The 17,143-nt window shown below is 40.2% G+C and carries 11 protein-coding genes; 6 read left to right on the forward strand and 5 right to left on the reverse strand.

Going from position 1 to position 17,143, the window contains the following annotated elements:
• The first annotated feature begins 50 nt into the window (after positions 1–50).
• Positions 51–680, forward strand: a complete 630-nt coding sequence (locus L0B53_RS10650; protein WP_235062014.1) for a TetR/AcrR family transcriptional regulator — start codon at positions 51–53, stop codon at positions 678–680.
• Between the two features lie 120 nt (positions 681–800).
• On the opposite strand, the gene L0B53_RS10655 is transcribed toward L0B53_RS10650, so the two are convergent.
• Positions 801–2,108 (reverse strand): dicarboxylate/amino acid:cation symporter, encoded by a 1,308-nt coding sequence (locus L0B53_RS10655; protein WP_235062015.1) that lies wholly within the window; start codon positions 2,106–2,108, stop codon positions 801–803.
• Positions 2,109–2,540: 432 nt separating this feature from the next.
• Positions 2,541–4,592, reverse strand: coding sequence for a methionine--tRNA ligase (gene metG / locus L0B53_RS10660; RefSeq protein WP_235062016.1), 2,052 nt, complete (start codon positions 4,590–4,592; stop codon positions 2,541–2,543).
• 148 nt (positions 4,593–4,740) lie between these two features.
• On the opposite strand from metG, the gene apbC reads away from it, so the two are divergent.
• The 4 genes from apbC (at position 4,741) to L0B53_RS10680 (ending at position 9,590) form a co-directional block, all read left to right on the forward strand.
• Positions 4,741–5,823, forward strand: coding sequence for an iron-sulfur cluster carrier protein ApbC (apbC, locus tag L0B53_RS10665; RefSeq protein ID WP_235062017.1), 1,083 nt, complete (start codon positions 4,741–4,743; stop codon positions 5,821–5,823).
• A 134-nt stretch (positions 5,824–5,957) separates the two neighbouring features.
• Entirely contained in the window at positions 5,958–6,602 is a 645-nt protein-coding gene (gene udk, locus L0B53_RS10670; protein ID WP_235062018.1) for a uridine kinase, read from the forward strand.
• 104 nt (positions 6,603–6,706) lie between these two features.
• Positions 6,707–7,297 (forward strand): dCTP deaminase, encoded by a 591-nt coding sequence (gene dcd / locus L0B53_RS10675; protein WP_235062019.1) that lies wholly within the window; start codon positions 6,707–6,709, stop codon positions 7,295–7,297.
• 160 nt (positions 7,298–7,457) lie between these two features.
• A complete protein-coding gene (locus L0B53_RS10680; RefSeq protein ID WP_235062020.1) occupies positions 7,458–9,590 on the forward strand; it encodes an AsmA family protein in 2,133 nt (710 codons plus the stop codon).
• Positions 9,591–9,678: 88 nt separating this feature from the next.
• On the opposite strand, the gene cobO is transcribed toward L0B53_RS10680, so the two are convergent.
• The 3 genes from cobO to rne form a co-directional block, all read right to left on the reverse strand.
• Positions 9,679–10,278 carry a cob(I)yrinic acid a,c-diamide adenosyltransferase gene (cobO, locus tag L0B53_RS10685; protein WP_235062021.1) on the reverse strand — a complete coding sequence of 200 codons (600 nt, stop codon included), beginning with the start codon at positions 10,276–10,278 and terminating at the stop codon, positions 9,679–9,681.
• A gap of 148 nt (positions 10,279–10,426) precedes the next feature.
• Positions 10,427–11,983, reverse strand: a complete 1,557-nt coding sequence (locus tag L0B53_RS10690; protein WP_235062022.1) for a SulP family inorganic anion transporter — start codon at positions 11,981–11,983, stop codon at positions 10,427–10,429.
• A gap of 301 nt (positions 11,984–12,284) precedes the next feature.
• Entirely contained in the window at positions 12,285–15,401 is a 3,117-nt protein-coding gene (rne, locus tag L0B53_RS10695) for a ribonuclease E (protein WP_235062023.1), read from the reverse strand.
• A 556-nt stretch (positions 15,402–15,957) separates the two neighbouring features.
• On the opposite strand from rne, the gene rluC reads away from it, so the two are divergent.
• Positions 15,958–16,986, forward strand: coding sequence for a 23S rRNA pseudouridine(955/2504/2580) synthase RluC (gene rluC, locus L0B53_RS10700; protein WP_235062024.1), 1,029 nt, complete (start codon positions 15,958–15,960; stop codon positions 16,984–16,986).
• The last annotated feature ends 157 nt before the right edge of the window (positions 16,987–17,143 follow it).

Raw genomic sequence — 17,143 nt, forward strand, 5'->3', positions numbered from 1 at the left:
AAGTCAGTTTTAACGGTTGATATGGGTGAGGGTATTGAGGGAAAACAGTCATGAAAAAAGAGAGTACTACTGAGAAGTTAAATCGAATTGATCATGCGGTAGAGCAGTTGCTGCAAAGACGACTCGCTCATACGATCTCAATTTATGATATCGCTAAAGAAGCTTCAATCGCCACATCGACGATCTACCATCATTACCCTAATATTGAGTCACTTTTTTATACCCAAATAGAAAAAGTATTTAATGACTTTGATCTGGTATTAGCGGAGGCAATTGAGCCGACTAAAGTGAATGTTTGGCAAGATATTAATCGCATGATTGAGAGCAGTTATGTCACTTACTACCGTGATAATCGAATGGCACAGCAACTCTTATTGAGCCAGCATGTTTTTAAATCGATTCGACACGCGGATTGTGAAAATGATCTTCGATTAGCGAAAGAGGTTGAAGCTGTATATCGGCAATACTTTATTTTACCGGCGTTACCTAAGCAGATTAATATCTTTGCTATTGCGCTGCAAGTGGCTGACAAGGTCTACAGTCTGAGTTATCGAGAATATGGTGAGATTAGTGATGATCTTGCTTCTGAGGCTGTTAAGGTCACTCAAGCGTATTTAGGGCTATATTTACCTTGTTATCTACCTAGGGTGGAAGTAAAACAAGAAAGTCACCTTACTTAGCTTTTTAATAGCAGACTATTATTGAATTGTCGGCTATCGTAAAAGTAAGTAAGGTGACTTTTGTATTAACTTTTTAGGTATTTTTGAACTATAAATTTATCTGAACGTTAATTTGCCTAATTAATTTTTCACATTATGAAAATCAACATGCTCGGTTTTTTCGCCGGCATTTGGATCGTTGAAGACATTAACATCAAACTTACCTTCAGACTTTGCCACAATACAACTTACTGCACTATCACCGGTGATATTTACCGCAGTACGAATCATATCCAATAGACGGTCAACACCCATAATCAATGCAATACCCTCAAGCGGCAGACCTACTTGGTTTAGTACCATTGCTAACATAATCAAGCCAACACCCGGAACACCCGCCGTACCAATAGAGGCAAGAGTAGCTGTCATAATCACGGTTAAGTAATCATTCATGGTCAATGGGATATTGAATGCTTGAGCAATAAATGCGGTTGCCACCCCTTGCATGATAGCCGTACCATCCATGTTGATGGTTGCCCCTAATGGAACCGTAAAAGAGGCGATACTATTTTTAACCCCTAAACGGTGCGTAACGGTTTCCATGGTGACCGGAATCGTGGCATTTGATGATGCGGTTGAGAAAGCAAACATCACCGCATCTTCCATTTTACGTAAGAAGGTAATTGGACTTAGACCAGAAAAGGCTTTTAACATCACACTGTATGTGACTAAACCGTGAATTAATAATGCGCCTGTTAATACTAAGAAGTAAGAGCCTAAATTGACAATGGCATGGACACCTAAGCCAGTGAACAATTTAGCCATTAAGAAGAAAACACCGTAAGGGGCAATATTCATTAATAGTGCCACTAACTTCATGATCACTTCGTTAAGATCACTAAAGACTTTTGCAATACGTTGACCGGGTTCACCAGCAGCACTGATTGCGATACCAAATAGGACAGCAAAGACAATAACCTGAAGCGTATTACCTTCCGCCATTGCACTAATTGGGTTGGTTGGGAACATGCCAACAATGACGCTACCTAATGATGGCGCTTCTGTGCTCGCAAATGATGAAGCGGCAGTCAGATCTGCACCTGCACCGGGTTGGAATAGTACACCCATACCGATAGCTAAAGAGATCGCTAACGCTGTTGTGACAATATAGAACGCGAGAGTTTTTCCACCCAAGCGACCAAGAGTACTAATATCTTTTAATGAGCTAGTACCGCACACCAGTGAGACAAACACTAAAGGAACAACAAGCATTTTTAAACTGGCGATAAAGATTTTACCACCGACTTCAAATAGGCCGTTAACAAGGTATGCATCAACAAAAGAGTTAGTTGAAAAGAAGGCTTGAATTGCAAAACCTGTCAATATACCAGCGATCATCCCTGTGATGACGCGACCGGTTAATGTCATTTTTTTCTTTGTTTTATTCATGGATTTTCCTTTCTGTGATGACAATGAAAACTCCTCAAAGTCGAGGAAAGCCTAGCAGTTGAATCTGTAAATAAGTGTGTCTAAATGTAACGAATGAGTATTTGTGCGATAAATATCACATAAACACATAAGAAGAATATGACCTGTTTTACATAAAAACAACATAGTTACTTACATTAAGGTTGTTTTATCCCCACACTTTAAAAAAGGTTTTACACAATAAAAAGATAACAATATGTAATTACAAGGTTATTTGTTGAACAACAGGGGGACTGAAAGATGAGAGATTAAGGCGTATTTTTGCTATTTTTTAAGCGAAAAAAAACAGAAGTTATCAGTTATCCATTTTCACTCTTTTTATTTGAGCATAAAAGGTAATTGAACTTCTGTTTTTTGGGATATCGAAAATAGTTAATAACGATTCGCTATTTATTACATAATACGCATACCAGCTTGAGCACCTTCGTGAGGCTCAAGTAGCCAGATCTCATCGTCACCTGGGCCTGCTGCCAAGATCATTCCTTCAGATAGACCAAATTTCATTTTACGCGGCTTAAGGTTTGCCACCATCACGGTATGCTTACCAACTAGATCTTCTGGTTTATAAGCAGACTTGATACCAGAGAAGACTTGGCGAGTTTCACCACCTAGATCTAATTGGAATTTTAGTAACTTCTTAGATTTAGGGACTTCTTCACAGCTAATGATTTTAGCAACACGAAGATCGACTTTAGCAAAGTCATCAAACTCAATCTCATCGGCGATTGGTTCATCTGTCAATGGTGTTGAATTTTGTTTTGCTGCGGCAGCATCTGCTTTTGCTTTTTCCGCTGCAGCTTCTTCTCGAGAAGATTCAACCATAGCTTCAACTTTTTTGCTGTCGATGCGGCTAAATAACGCCTTAAACTTAGTAATCTTATGACCAACAAGGGGAGCTTTTATGCCATCCCAAGTGAGAGTTTCATTTAAGAACGCTTCAGTACGAGCAGTTAGTTCTGGCATTACTGGCTTCAGATAAGTCATTAATACGCGGAACAAGTTGATACCGACAGAAGAAACATCTTGTAGCTCTTGCTCTTTGCCTTCTTCTTTAGCCAGAACCCACGGGGCTTTATCATCAATATACTGATTTGCTTTATCTGCAAGTGCAGTAATTTCACGAATAGCACGACTGAATTCACGGGTATTGTACAACTCACCAATTTTATCGGCAGCGGCAACAAACTCATTATACAATTCAGGCTCGGCACAAGTCTCAGATAACTGACCATCAAAACGCTTAGTAATAAAGCCAGCGTTACGAGAGGCTAAGTTAACAATCTTGTTCACCACATCGCTGTTTACACGTTGAGTGAAATCGTCAAGATTAAGGTCGAGATCATCGATACGGCTGTTAAGTTTAGCAGCATAATAATAACGTAGACATTCAGGATCTAAGTGATTGAGATAAGTACTCGCTTTGATGAATGTCCCTTTAGACTTAGACATCTTCGCACCATTGACTGTCACATAACCGTGAACGAAAACGTTAGTTGGCTTACGGTAACCAGCACCATCTAGCATTGCAGGCCAGAATAGGCTGTGGAAATAGACAATATCTTTACCGATGAAGTGGTAAAGTTCGGTGGTGCTATCTTTTTTCCAGTACTCGTCAAAGTCTAGGTTATCGCTCTTATCACATAGGTTCTTGAATGAGCCCATGTAGCCGATAGGAGCATCTAGCCATACGTAGAAGTACTTGCCTGTTTCACCTGGGATCTCAAAACCAAAGTAAGGGGCATCACGAGAGATATCCCATTGCTGCAGACCAGACTCAAACCACTCTTGCATTTTATTTGCAGTTTCTGATTGTAGTGCACCTGATTTGGTCCACTCACTTAACATGCTTTCGAACTGTGGCAGATCGAAAAAGAAGTGTTGTGAATCTTTCATCACTGGGGTTGCACCAGAAACAGCAGACTTAGGGTTAATCAGATCAACTGGGCTATAAGTTTCACCACAGTTATCACAGTTATCACCATACTGATCTTCAGCTTTACATTTAGGGCATGTGCCTTTTACGAAGCGATCAGGTAGGAACATCTCTTTCTCAGGATCGAAAAGCTGAGAAATAGTGCGAGACGTGATAAAGCCATTGTTTTTAAGTTGAGTATAAATATGGCTAGCAAGCTCTCGGTTCTCTTCACTGTGAGTGCTGTGATAGTTATTGAAGTTGATATTGAAACCAGCAAAATCAGCTTGGTGCTCTTTACTGACTTCAGCGATCATCTCTTCAGGTTCAATACCTAGTTGCTGAGCTTTCAGCATAATAGGTGTCCCGTGAGCGTCATCTGCACAGATAAAGTTGACATCGTTGCCAGTTAGACGTTGATAACGCACCCAAATATCCGCTTGGATATGCTCAAGCATGTGACCTAAATGGATAGATCCGTTGGCATACGGCAGGGCGCAAGTAACCAGAATTTTTCTTGGATTAGCAGCCATTTTATAATTTCGCTTTTTTTGATAAAGAATAGGTTTAATAGTGAGAATATTACCTTATAGTTACAGTAATGCCTAGCGACTAATCCTATCAAAAGGGATTAGTGAACATATTATTGCCAATAAAAAATAGAAAAGGTTATGACGATTTATGACACAGACATTTAAAGACATGGAACAGCTTCAACAATGGCTTAATCAATTTAGTCATCCCCATCTGATTGAACAGTGGGCATCCGTTAAAAATATGGTGCGTGTTACAGCTGATGGAACATTTAACATTGAAATCCCTTTTGCTGATGCAGAGTTAAATTTACGTTTAACCGAGTGGTTAGAGACACAAAAAGAAGCTGGACAATATCCTGACGGTATTCAATTTTCTGTTTCAACTAAAGTTGCTACTCTTGCCGTACATGGAACCCCCGCCGTTAAAGGGATTAAAAATATCATTGCGATTAGTTCTGCTAAAGGTGGTGTCGGTAAATCAACAACCGCAGTCAACCTTGCTTTAGCTTTAGAACTGCAAGGTGCTAAAGTAGGAATGTTAGATGCGGACATTTATGGCCCATCTGTTCCTATGATGTTAGATGCGGAAGAGTTGAAACCACAGCCAGCGAAGAGTGAAAAAGGGATGCACCCAGTTGAGGCATATGGACTGTATACCAATTCGATTGGCTATTTGGTTCCTGCTGATAATGCAACGGTTTGGCGTGGACCAATGGCATCAAAAGCACTTCATCAAATGTTGAGTGAAACCATTTGGCCTGATTTAGACTATTTAATTATTGATATGCCACCGGGCACCGGTGATATTCAGTTGACGCTTTCACAAAATATCCCAGTCACCAGTGCGGTTGTTATTACGACACCGCAAGACTTAGCTCTGGCTGATGCGATTAAAGGCGTTACCATGTTCGATAAGGTCGAAGTCCCAGTTTTAGGGGTGGTTGAGAATATGAGCTACCATATTTGTAGTCATTGTGGTCATCAAGAAGCCATTTTTGGTACAGGCGGTGCGATTAAGATGGCAAAAGCAATGGATCTTCCATTATTGGCACAACTTCCGCTTGATATTCAGATCCGTAGTGATATTGATGCGCGTCAGCCAACCGTGATTGCAGCTCCTGAAAGTGAAGCTTCTCTTCATTATCTAGGACTCGCTGCAACGATTGCTGCACGTCTCTATTGGCAAGGTGAAGTTGTTGCAGATCAGATCAGTTTTACTGCGGTTTAGTTGCAAGTTGGTAACATGATTCCAGTCAAATTAAAGTTTATTATAATAAACGCGATTAATTCTGGAATCACTACACGTTACTCCTTATACTTGCTCGGTTTTATACTTAACGACCCATTTTTAGGTGCTAAATTATGTCAGACAACTCGAATCAGTGCATTATTATCGGAATTGCAGGAGCATCTGCTTCAGGCAAGAGCTTAATTGCAACCACTATTTATGATGAGCTACGTGAACAAGTTGGTGATCATCAGATTGGTGTAATTACGGAAGATTGTTACTATCGAGATCAAAGTGATTTGAGTATGGAAGAGCGCGTAAAAACCAATTACGACCATCCAAGTGCACTCGATCATGACCTGCTTTGTGAGCACTTAACGGCATTAGTGAACGGCGAGACAATCCAAGTTCCTAATTATAGTTATACAGAGCATACCCGTCTTACTGAAACAACAGAATTAACACCAAAAAAAGTGATTATTCTAGAAGGTATCCTATTATTAACGGATCCACGTCTGCGTAAGATTATGGATACCAGTATCTTTATGGATACGCCTCTTGATGTTTGTCTACTGCGTCGTGTTCAACGTGATGTTGAAGAACGTGGTCGTACAATGGATTCGGTATTGACTCAGTATCAAACGACCGTTCGTCCAATGTTTATGCAATTTATTGAACCATCAAAACAGTATGCCGATATTATCGTCCCTCGCGGCGGTAAAAACCGAATTGCGATTGATGTTCTCAAAGCGCATATTGCTAAAGAGCTAAAATCATAATAAAAAATAGGCTAATTTAATTAGCCTTTTTTATATCTGCAATTTAAGATGGGATCCAATTTATTGATTAGCTATATGGCTTCATCGACAACGGAGAAAGAACAGTGAGACTATGTGATCGAGATATTAAAAAGCACCTTAATGACGGATTAATAGAGATGTCTCCTCGTCCATCCGATGATGCGATTAGTGGCCTAACTGTGGATGTGAGACTGGGGAATAGTTTCCGTGTTTTTACTGATCATAAAGCGCCTTATATCGACCTGTCTGGCCCTAAAGAGACCGTTAATGCGCAGTTAGAAAAGATCATGAGTGATGAAATTGTTATTCAAAATGATGAAGCTTTTTATCTTCACCCTGGCGAACTTGCGTTAGCGGTGACTCATGAGTCGGTGACATTACCAGATAATATTGTGGGTTGGTTAGATGGGCGCTCATCCCTTGCTCGCTTGGGTTTAATGGTTCATGTGACCGCTCACCGAATTGATCCGGGCTGGTCGGGAAAAATTGTTTTAGAGTTTTATAATAGCGGTCGCTTACCTTTAGCATTACGCCCAGAGATGCCAATTGGAGCGTTAAGTTTTGAGACACTTTCAGGTTCTGCCGACCGTCCTTATAATAAGCGTGATGATGCAAAATATAAAGACCAGCAAGGTGCAGTTGCAAGTCGCATAAGTGAAGATAAAGAGTCGTAAGTTTAGCGATTTAGCATAATTATATTTACATTGAAGGTAGCGCGTTGTATCTATATTCTTTCAATTTGAAAGTGTAGATCAAAGCGCTATTTTTTTATCTATTATTACAGCGACTCTATTTGAATCAGTAATACAGGCATAGAACAGGGAAAGGAACATCATGAAAAAATTACTCTATTTTATCTTAGCGGTTATCTTCATTGTTGGAGGTGCGGCTGTTGCATTAGTGACGTTAGTGAATCCTAATCAGTTTAAGCCAATGTTGGTGGAGCAAGTTAAAAAATCAACTGGACAAGAGTTGATTATCACTGGTGATTTAAGTTGGCGATTTTTTCCCAGTTTAGGGATCAATGTCGGTGAAACGATATTGAAAAATAGCAGTGAATTCAGTGATCCTAACTTATTAGCATTAAAGAGTATGGAGCTGAGTGTTTCAGTACTGCCATTATTCTCAAAACAGCTTGAAGTCGGAAATGTTGAGCTATTGGGGGCTAATCTATCTCTTCATACATTAAGTGATGGACGCTCTAACCTTGATAATTTAACCAATCAAGACGACTCTTCGAAAGAACAGCAGAATAAAAGCGCCACTCAAGATATCAAGAGTAAAGAGACAACAGAGATAAAAAACACCAAGAATTCGAAATGGAAGATCATGATAGCAGGGATCTCTGTGGTTGATGGTCAGCTAAAAATCCAAGATGATCGTACTAATATGTCGACAGAGATTAAACAAGTTAATTTTAATTTAAGTCATTTCTTACCCGGAGAATGGAGTCAAGTGAGCTTTTCTGCTCAAGGTAAGCAAAACTTATCGACCTTTTCTATCAGCAGTACTGGCGAGATTAATATTGCTGAAGACTTAAAAAGTGCCACGTTTAAAAACATTGAGATTGAAGGAAGCTTTAATGATAATCAAGGTTTCAATCTTGAAAACTTTAGAGCGACAGCCGATCTGATTAATCCTAATTCACCAGCAACGATTGCAATGAAGGTCAATGGGATAAGTAATGATTTAACCTTTGATATTAAAACTCAAACTAATATTCAACTGGATGAGAATAAAAATGACGTTAATTTAAAGCAGCTAATTATTAATGGTCATGTAGCGGGAGATTCGGTCCCTAACGGTAAAACGGCACTAAACCTATCAACTAATGTTCAATATCAACTAGACAAACAGCTAGCACAACTTTCAAGTTTGATTATTAATATTGATGATACAACGATTACAGGTTCAGGTTCTTTTCAATCGAAGTCTCGCCCAAGGGTGACATTAAATTTAGCCAGTGAAAAAATTGATTTAAATAAATTGTTAGCGATATCAGCATCTCCTGAGACGACAGGAAAATCTCATTCTCCTGATAATCAAGGTAACAAACCTACAAATACGACAGTCGTTAAATCTAACCAAGAGCCCGATTTAGCAGGATTAAAATTGGTTGATCTGGATCTTAAATTACAGATCAAACAGCTTATCGCTAATCACCTAAAACTCAATAATATCCAAAGTCATATGACATTAGATCAGGGGATCGCAAAACTGGAGAACTTGAGTGCCAACTTATATGGTGGAAAGGTTGTCACCAAGGCAACATTAAACAGTAATGGAAAATTAGCCACTTATACCGTTAATAAACAGTTGATTGGAGTCAATGCTCGTCCGCTATTGATCGATTTAGCAGATTTTGATCATCTTGCGGGTACCATGAATATCTCTGCAGCCCTTTCTGGACAAGGGTTGAGTGAAGCGCGATTAAAAGGGGACAGTAAGGGGAAAGTTGAAGCTAAGTTTACTGATGGTGCTATTTATGGGGTTAATATCCCTCAAATGATTCGTCATGCTCAAGCGAAACTAAAAGGAAAAACCCTACCACCTGAAGAGAAGTCTGAGAAGAAAACCGACTTTAGTGCTTTAACTGCTAATGTAACTTTAAATAAAGGGATTGCAACGGTAAGTAATATCAATATGGCTTCACCGCTATTGAGAGTGAAGGGAAGTGGAACGACTAATATTGTTGATGAAACGGTTAATATGGTGATGAAAACCTCGATTGTTGGCACCCTTGAAGGGCAAGAAGGGCGTGATCTTAATGAGTTAAAAGGGATCACGATTCCAATTAAAGTGACCAATACTTGGCAAAATCCAAAATACAGCATTGTGATTGATGATCTACTCAAAAAGAAAGTGGAAAAAGAGGCAGAGCGAGGGCTGAAAAAAATTATTGGTGATAAGAGTAAAGATGAGAAGGTTAATAAAGCCGTCGAGAGCCTATTTAATAAACTGTTTTAATATCTAGCGGATCAAAATAGAAAAAGCGTCAGGTAAAAGGTTTTTCTGACGCTTTTTATTACTGGTCTGTTTTTAAATCGGTGATAAATTACCAATCAATTCCTTTACGAACCTTAACGCCGGACTCAAATGCATGTTTGGTGTTTTTTACTTCAGAGACGGTATCTGCCATCTCAATTAAGGTACGGTGACAAGCTCGGCCAGTAATGATGACGCTCTGCTCTTTAGGGCGGTTATTGAGTGCAGCGACAACGTCATCAAGTTCAATATAACCATAAGTTACCATGTAAGTCAGCTCATCAAGTAATATGACATCATAGCGATCATCAGCAAGCATTAACTTACACTGTTGCCATACCTCTTGTGCCGCTGCGGTATCGGTACTTTTATCTTGCGTATTCCAAGTGAAGCCGGTAGACATGACATGAAAATCGACGTCGTGTTGTTGGAGTAGGTTTCGTTCACCGCACTCCCAGGTTCCTTTAATAAATTGGGCAACACCACATTTTTGACCGTGACCTACGGCGCGGGTAATGATACCAAATCCTGCCGTTGACTTTCCTTTACCATTGCCTGTAATGACTAAAAGTAAACTCTTTTCTTCTTGCGCCTGAGCAATCTTTTCATCAACCTGTTCTTTTAGTCGCTGTTGGCGTTGCTGGTGGCGATCTTGACTTTGTTCAGACATGGTATTCCTTACTCAATAAATGATAGAAATCTAGAGTAGTGGGAAATAACTAAAAAGTGAAGTAAAAAAAAGCTCACCGAAATGATGAGCCTTTTACTCTATTTTAGAGTTAGATTTTATATAAAACTCTTTTAATAGGAAGAGTGCATTAACCTAAAATATCGGTTGCCACTTTATAGCTTGGATCTTCTTTTACATTAATCTCAACAAGACTACCGGCTTTATGAAGTAGGGCACGACAATCTTGACTTAGATGTAATAAGTGTAATTTTTTACCTTGAGAGCTGTAACGTTCCGCTAATGTCTCAATTGCTTCGATGGCTGAATGGTCAACAACACGAGAGTTACCAAAGTCGATGATTACATCCGATGGATCATTATAGGCATCAAATAATTCTAAGAAGTTAGCTGCAGAACCAAAAAAGATCGGGCCATTGATTTTATAAACTTTACTGCCTTCTGCATTGGTTTCACTGCTTGCGTAGATATGCTTAGCGTGTTGCCATGCAAACATCAGTGCTGAAGCGATAACCCCCACTGCAACGGCAACAGCTAAATCGGTTAATACGGTGACTACGGTTACTAATATAATGACAAAGAAATCTTGTTTTGGTACACGACGAGCCAGTTTAAAGGTTGCCCATTCAAACGTGCCAATGACCACCATAAACATGACACCTACTAATGCGGCTAGTGGGATCATTTCGATCAGGGTTGAACCGAATAAAATAAATAGTAGTAAAGCAACGGCAGCAAAAATACCAGATAGACGACCACGGCCTCCAGAGTTAATGTTGATCATCGATTGACCGATCATTGCACAACCCCCCATTGCACCAAATACAGAACAAGTCATATTCGCAATACCTTGACCGACACATTCACGGTTACCTTGACCGCGAGTATTGGTCATTTCATCAACAACAGTGAGTGTTAATAGTGATTCAATCAAGCCAATTGCAGCAATAATTAAGGCATAAGGAAAGATGATCTGTAATGTTTCTAAGTTGAATGGAACCGATGGAATAGAGAACGAGGGAAGGTCACCCGCAAGCGTTGCTTCTACGTTACCACTCATTGATTTTACAAAATCGATAACACTGCGAGTGTCTAAGTTTAAAAAGTGGACTAAAAGAGTAACCGTCACAATCGCAGCTAAAGAGGATGGAATTGCTTTTGTAAACTTAGGCAAGAAATGGATAATCGCCATGGTTAATACCACAAGCCCTAACATGACGTAGAGTTGTGAACCTTGCATCCAGACGAGGCTTCCACTTATATCAGGAACTTTAAATTGCCCCAATTGCGCCATAAAGATAACAATGGCTAAACCATTGACGAATCCGATCATTACCGGGTGCGGCACGATACGGATAAATTTACCTAATTTAAATAGCCCAGCAATAATTTGTAGTACACCGGCTAACATGACGGCGGCAAACAAGTACTGCACACCATGAATGGCGACTAAGCTCACCATAACAATGGCCGTTGCACCGGTTGCACCAGAGATCATTCCGGGACGACCACCGATTAATGAGGTGACAAACCCCATGATAAAAGCGGCATATAAACCAACCATTGGGTCAACGCCAGCAACAAAAGCAAATGCCACAGCTTCAGGAACAAGTGCCAAAGCAACGGTTAAGCCCGATAAAAGATCATTTTTGATGCTTTGGTTGGGGTTTGAGGTAATATCAAACATAGTTTTAAATTAAATCCTTATGAATTATACCTTTCATATTTGACGCCGTTAGAGTGTTGATGTGTTTGCTCACCCCTATGAGAAGATAATACATCTATGTTCTTGGGATTTACATATTGACCACTTATCAGCAATTTCAATTATCTAGGGTATATAAATAACATCTGTGTAAAAGAAGGTAAAACAAAGCTCGGCATCCTATACGGAGATGGCAAGCAAAGCAATAAGGAGTATAAAAAAAGGTCACACTAAATAAGTGTGACCTTCAGTAGCTTAGTTGAGAAAATAGACTCTCGCTAGTTTAGTATCCACTAGGTTTAGTCATTCCCGCTTGAGCTGAGCTAGTTGCTGTTTGACTACCCGCTGCTTTCGCATTGCTATTTTTAGGATTAAAGCTTGCTGCAGTAATCACTAACGGCGTTGAACTCTCTGAGACAATCGCACTTGCTTTAGTCATTGGTGCAGTTACGTGAATTTTCGCTTGAACCGGAGCAGATGTTTTAACCTCTTGCTTAGTTTCAACCTTAGCTTCAGTTTTTGCTTCAACCTTAACTCTAGGTGCGGTTACTGGAACTTCAACTACAGGTGCTTCAATCACTGGCGCTTCACTATTCTCTTCTGTTTTCTCAGATAATGGTAATACTTTGCCCATTGCTGCTTCAGGAATAGCCACACCACTGATTGCTGGAGTCGACGTTGTCGGAGCTGGTGTTGTTGGAGCCGATGTTGTAGACGCTAATGTTTCTTGCGTAGAAGCTTGAGCTGGCTTTTCAGCTTTCACCTTAACCTGTGTCTTCGCTTCAACTTCAGCTTCAGCTTCTGCTTGTTCAGCGACAGGGATAAAAACTTTACCCGGTTTTGTCACAGGAACAGGAACAACGGCATTGGCAACTTTAGGGGTTGCGATTGGCCATACTTTACCCATTGCAGCTTCAGGAGAGGCGACACCTGGCAAAGTAATCACGATAGGTTGAGTGATTTGCTCTTTATGGGTATCACGGTTACGACGGCGACGCTGCCCACTTGCACGCAGGTGACGTGGTGAACGACGATTGCGACGCTGTGAGTCACGGCCTTGCTCTTGATTATCTGATTTCTGTTCGCCGTTATTTTCAACTACATTCAGATCATCTTGCTTAGGCGTCTTTTTATCAACGTCTGATGCAGGAATAATGGTCACTTTCGTTGCCATTTGCTGTTCTTCATGCTTCTTCGCTAATATTTCAGCTTCAGCATCGGCACTACGAACTTTTTGTTGTAGCTGACGACGTTGACGACGTTGCTTTACCTTAACAACCTGCTCTTGCTCTTGTTTTTTCACTTGTGGCTTTTCAGCTTTCGGCGCTTGAGCAGCATTTTCTTGCGGCTTGGTGTTTTGGTTTTGACGATTTTTATCCTGACGAGGTTGGCGCTCTTTTCTTGGACGTTGCTGCTCTTCAGCTTTCGCGTCAACAACACTCTCTTTTAGTGGTGTCCCGTTAGGTTTATTGGCATTTTGAGCGTTACGGTTGTCATTACGACTGTCGTTACGGTTTTCATTGCGATTATTACGATTATTACGTTGGTTACGATTATTGCGGTTACGGCGGTTATCATCAAGATCACGGCGAGGTGCACGTTTTTCTGCTGCTGGTTTTACCGGCTCTACCACTTTCTCTTCTTTTTTCTCAGGAGCTGGAGCGCCAGAGAAGAAAGATGAAATCGCACTAAATAGCTTAGTAAAGAAGCTTGGCTGTGTTACTGCAGCGGTTGGTGCAGCTACAGGCTCTACTTTTTTAACTTCAGGTTCAGATACGGGTGCTGGCTGAGTTGGTGCAGAGAAACCGTGTAATACTGGCTCTTCACGTTTACGCTGTACACGCTCTTGTTGAACATCTTCACGACTTTCAGCCTCACGAAGTTGCTCTAGTTTCTGTGGAATGGCATACGATAAACCGTTGTTTTCTTCGCCAGCTCTTACACGTAATACTTCAAAGTGTGGTGTATCCATATTTGCATTTGGCACAATCACAATATTAACTTTGTGATAAGACTCAATATGCTGGATTGATTTACGCTTCTCATTTAATAGGTAAGAGGCAATTTCAACCGGCGTAATCGCTAAAATTTGCGCCGTATTATCTTTTAATGCCTCTTCTTCTAATAGACGAAGAATAGATAGAGATAGTGATTCATTATCACGAATAACCCCAGTACCTGTACAGCGAGGACAGATATGATGGCTAGCTTCAGCTAAAGAAGGACTTAAACGTTGACGAGACATCTCTAATAGACCAAAGCGAGATATACGACCGATTTGAACGCGGGCTCTATCCATTCGAACAGATTCACGTAGACGATTCTCAACTTCACGTTGGTTACGAACCGGTGTCATATCGATAAAGTCGATCACCACTAAACCACCTAAGTCGCGTAGACGTAGCTGGCGAGCAATCTCTTCTGCCGCTTCAAGGTTAGTGTGAAGAGCTGTCTCTTCGATATCACTGCCTTTTGTTGCTCTCGCTGAGTTGATATCGATAGAAGTTAGTGCTTCTGTTGGGTCGATAACAATTGAACCGCCAGATGGTAGACGAACTTCACGCTGGAATGCTGACTCAATTTGAGTTTCAATTTGGTAGTGATTAAATAGTGGGATTTCACCATCATATTGTTTTACGCGACTAACAAAGTCAGGGCGTACTAGCTTGATGTGAGAAAGTGCACGTTGATAAATTTTTGGATCATCAATTAAGATTTCGCCAATATCACGACGTAAATAGTCGCGAATTGCACGAACAATCACGTTACTTTCTTGATGAATTAGAAATGGTGCTGGGTTTGTTTTTGATGCTTGTTTAATCGCAGCCCAGTGATTTAATAGAACTTTTAAATCCCAATCTAATTCTTCAGCCGATTTTCCTACACCTGCGGTACGAACAATTAACCCCATACCTTGAGGAAGTTCAAGTGAGCTTAATGCCGCTTTTAGCTCAGTACGCTCATCACCTTCAATGCGGCGAGAAATACCACCTGCACGAGGGTTATTTGGCATCAGCACTAAATAACTACCAGCTAGAGAGACAAAAGTTGTTAAAGCTGCGCCTTTATTGCCACGCTCTTCTTTATCAACTTGAACAATCACTTCTTGGCCTTCGGTTAACACTTCTTTAATGTTTGGACGACCTTTGTAGGTATAATTCGCAGGGAAATAATCACGAGCGACTTCTTTTAAAGGAAGGAAACCGTGGCGATCTGCACCATAATCAACAAAAGCGGCTTCTAAGCTTGGCTCAATTCGGGTGATTTTACCTTTATAAATATTGGCTTTTTTTGACTCAAAACCTGGGCTCTCAATGTCTAGATCATATAGACGTTGCCCATCAACTAAAGCAACGCGCAACTCTTCTTTTTGAGTGGCGTTGATTAACATTCTTTTCATTCGTTATCTACTCATATCATACGTTGTAGTTCTATTTTTTCTATCACACATCCAATAATAGGTGCTATGACCTCAAGTCTTCACTAACGCAACCTCACGGCTGGGTATTAGAGGCGCTCGATAAGCATCCAATTCAGAATCAATTGAGAAGACGAAGTGGCTGTCCTTACCAACAATTGTTCTTCCGCACTTTTTGCGGCTGTCTCTCCTATCATTGGAGAGAGTGATGTCAAAAATAGACGGTACTTTGAAATTCTTCGTCTTATGCCAACTGCAGCGAAGTAAAATCAAAGCGGTTTATTTAAAATCGCAAAAGTTATCGATAGATTGATACTAATTAAGAGTATACTCATATTTATTTATAGTGAGCACTTTTTCTCAACCTTATGCTAATATCATCGAACTTTTGTGACTCTGGATGAAATTTAGTCGGCTATTGGCGTGTTTTTATACGTAATAGCTTAAAAAGTGGATATTTTGCCACTTTCGGTGCAACTATAACAGGGTCGCATTTTTGCGGCAATCAGCATTATAGTATTGAGATGAATGAAAAGCGATGAATGAACAAAAATCAGCAGTACAATTTGTTGAAGTTAGCGATGATTTTGAAGGTCAAAGAGTAGATAACTTCTTACGAGCAAGACTAAAAAATATTCCGAAAAGTTTAATTTATCGTATTTTGCGTAAAGGCGAAGTGCGAGTGAATAAAAAACGAATAAAACCGGAATATAAATTGCAACCGGGAGATGTCGTTCGCGTGCCGCCCATGCGAATTCCTGACACCGTTGAAACGGAATTACCAAGTACAAAGTTAGATAAAGTTTCTGAATTAGAAAGCTGTGTTATTTATGAAGATGAGCATTTGCTAATCTTAAATAAGCCCTCAGGAACTGCAGTTCATGGCGGAAGTGGATTGAAATTTGGCGTCATTGAGGCAATGCGAGCTCTGCGCCCTCAAGCTCATTATCTTGAATTGGTTCATCGAATCGATCGAGATACTTCTGGTATTCTGTTGATTGCAAAAAAACGTTCAGCACTTCGTCGTTTACAAGAGACGTTTCGTAATAAAACGGTACAAAAATACTATTATGCATTAGTGGCAGGTCATTGGGATCCAAAAGACCGTCGTGTGAATGCGCCATTGTTGAAGAATGAAATTAACAGCATTGTTCGTGTCAATCCTAATGGTAAAGAGTCAGAAACGCGTTATAAAATTATTGAAAACTTTGAACACGCAACATTAGTTGAAGCAAGTCCAATTACTGGACGTACTCATCAGATCCGAGTTCATTGCCAATATAAAGGGCATCCTATTGCATGGGATGATCGTTATGGTGATCCTCGTTTTGACGCTTATACGAAAAAAACAGGCATGACGAGACTATTTTTACATGCTCATTCCATTCGATTTACTCATCCTTCAACGGAAGAGGTAATGACCATTGAAGCGCCAATGGAAGCAACACTATTGCGGTGTATTGATAAGTTACGCGAACAAAGTCCAATGAAAGAAAACGCTAAATCTACATCAACTAAGTCTGCTGCCGCGTTAAGAGCTAGAATTAAAACCAAGAAAAAGCGTTAATTTTTACGGCTTTAATTAATAATAAAAAGAGTGAGTTTGAGGATTCACTTTTTTAGAACGCTTTTCTTAGGTGTCTTCTCTCCATTGATAGTTGGCTGAATAAGCTATATTTATCGTCAAGACGTTAATCTATACCTAAAATAAATGGCGTTGCTAG

This window comes from Vibrio sp. SS-MA-C1-2, from assembly GCF_021513135.1.
Classification (GTDB): domain Bacteria; phylum Pseudomonadota; class Gammaproteobacteria; order Enterobacterales; family Vibrionaceae.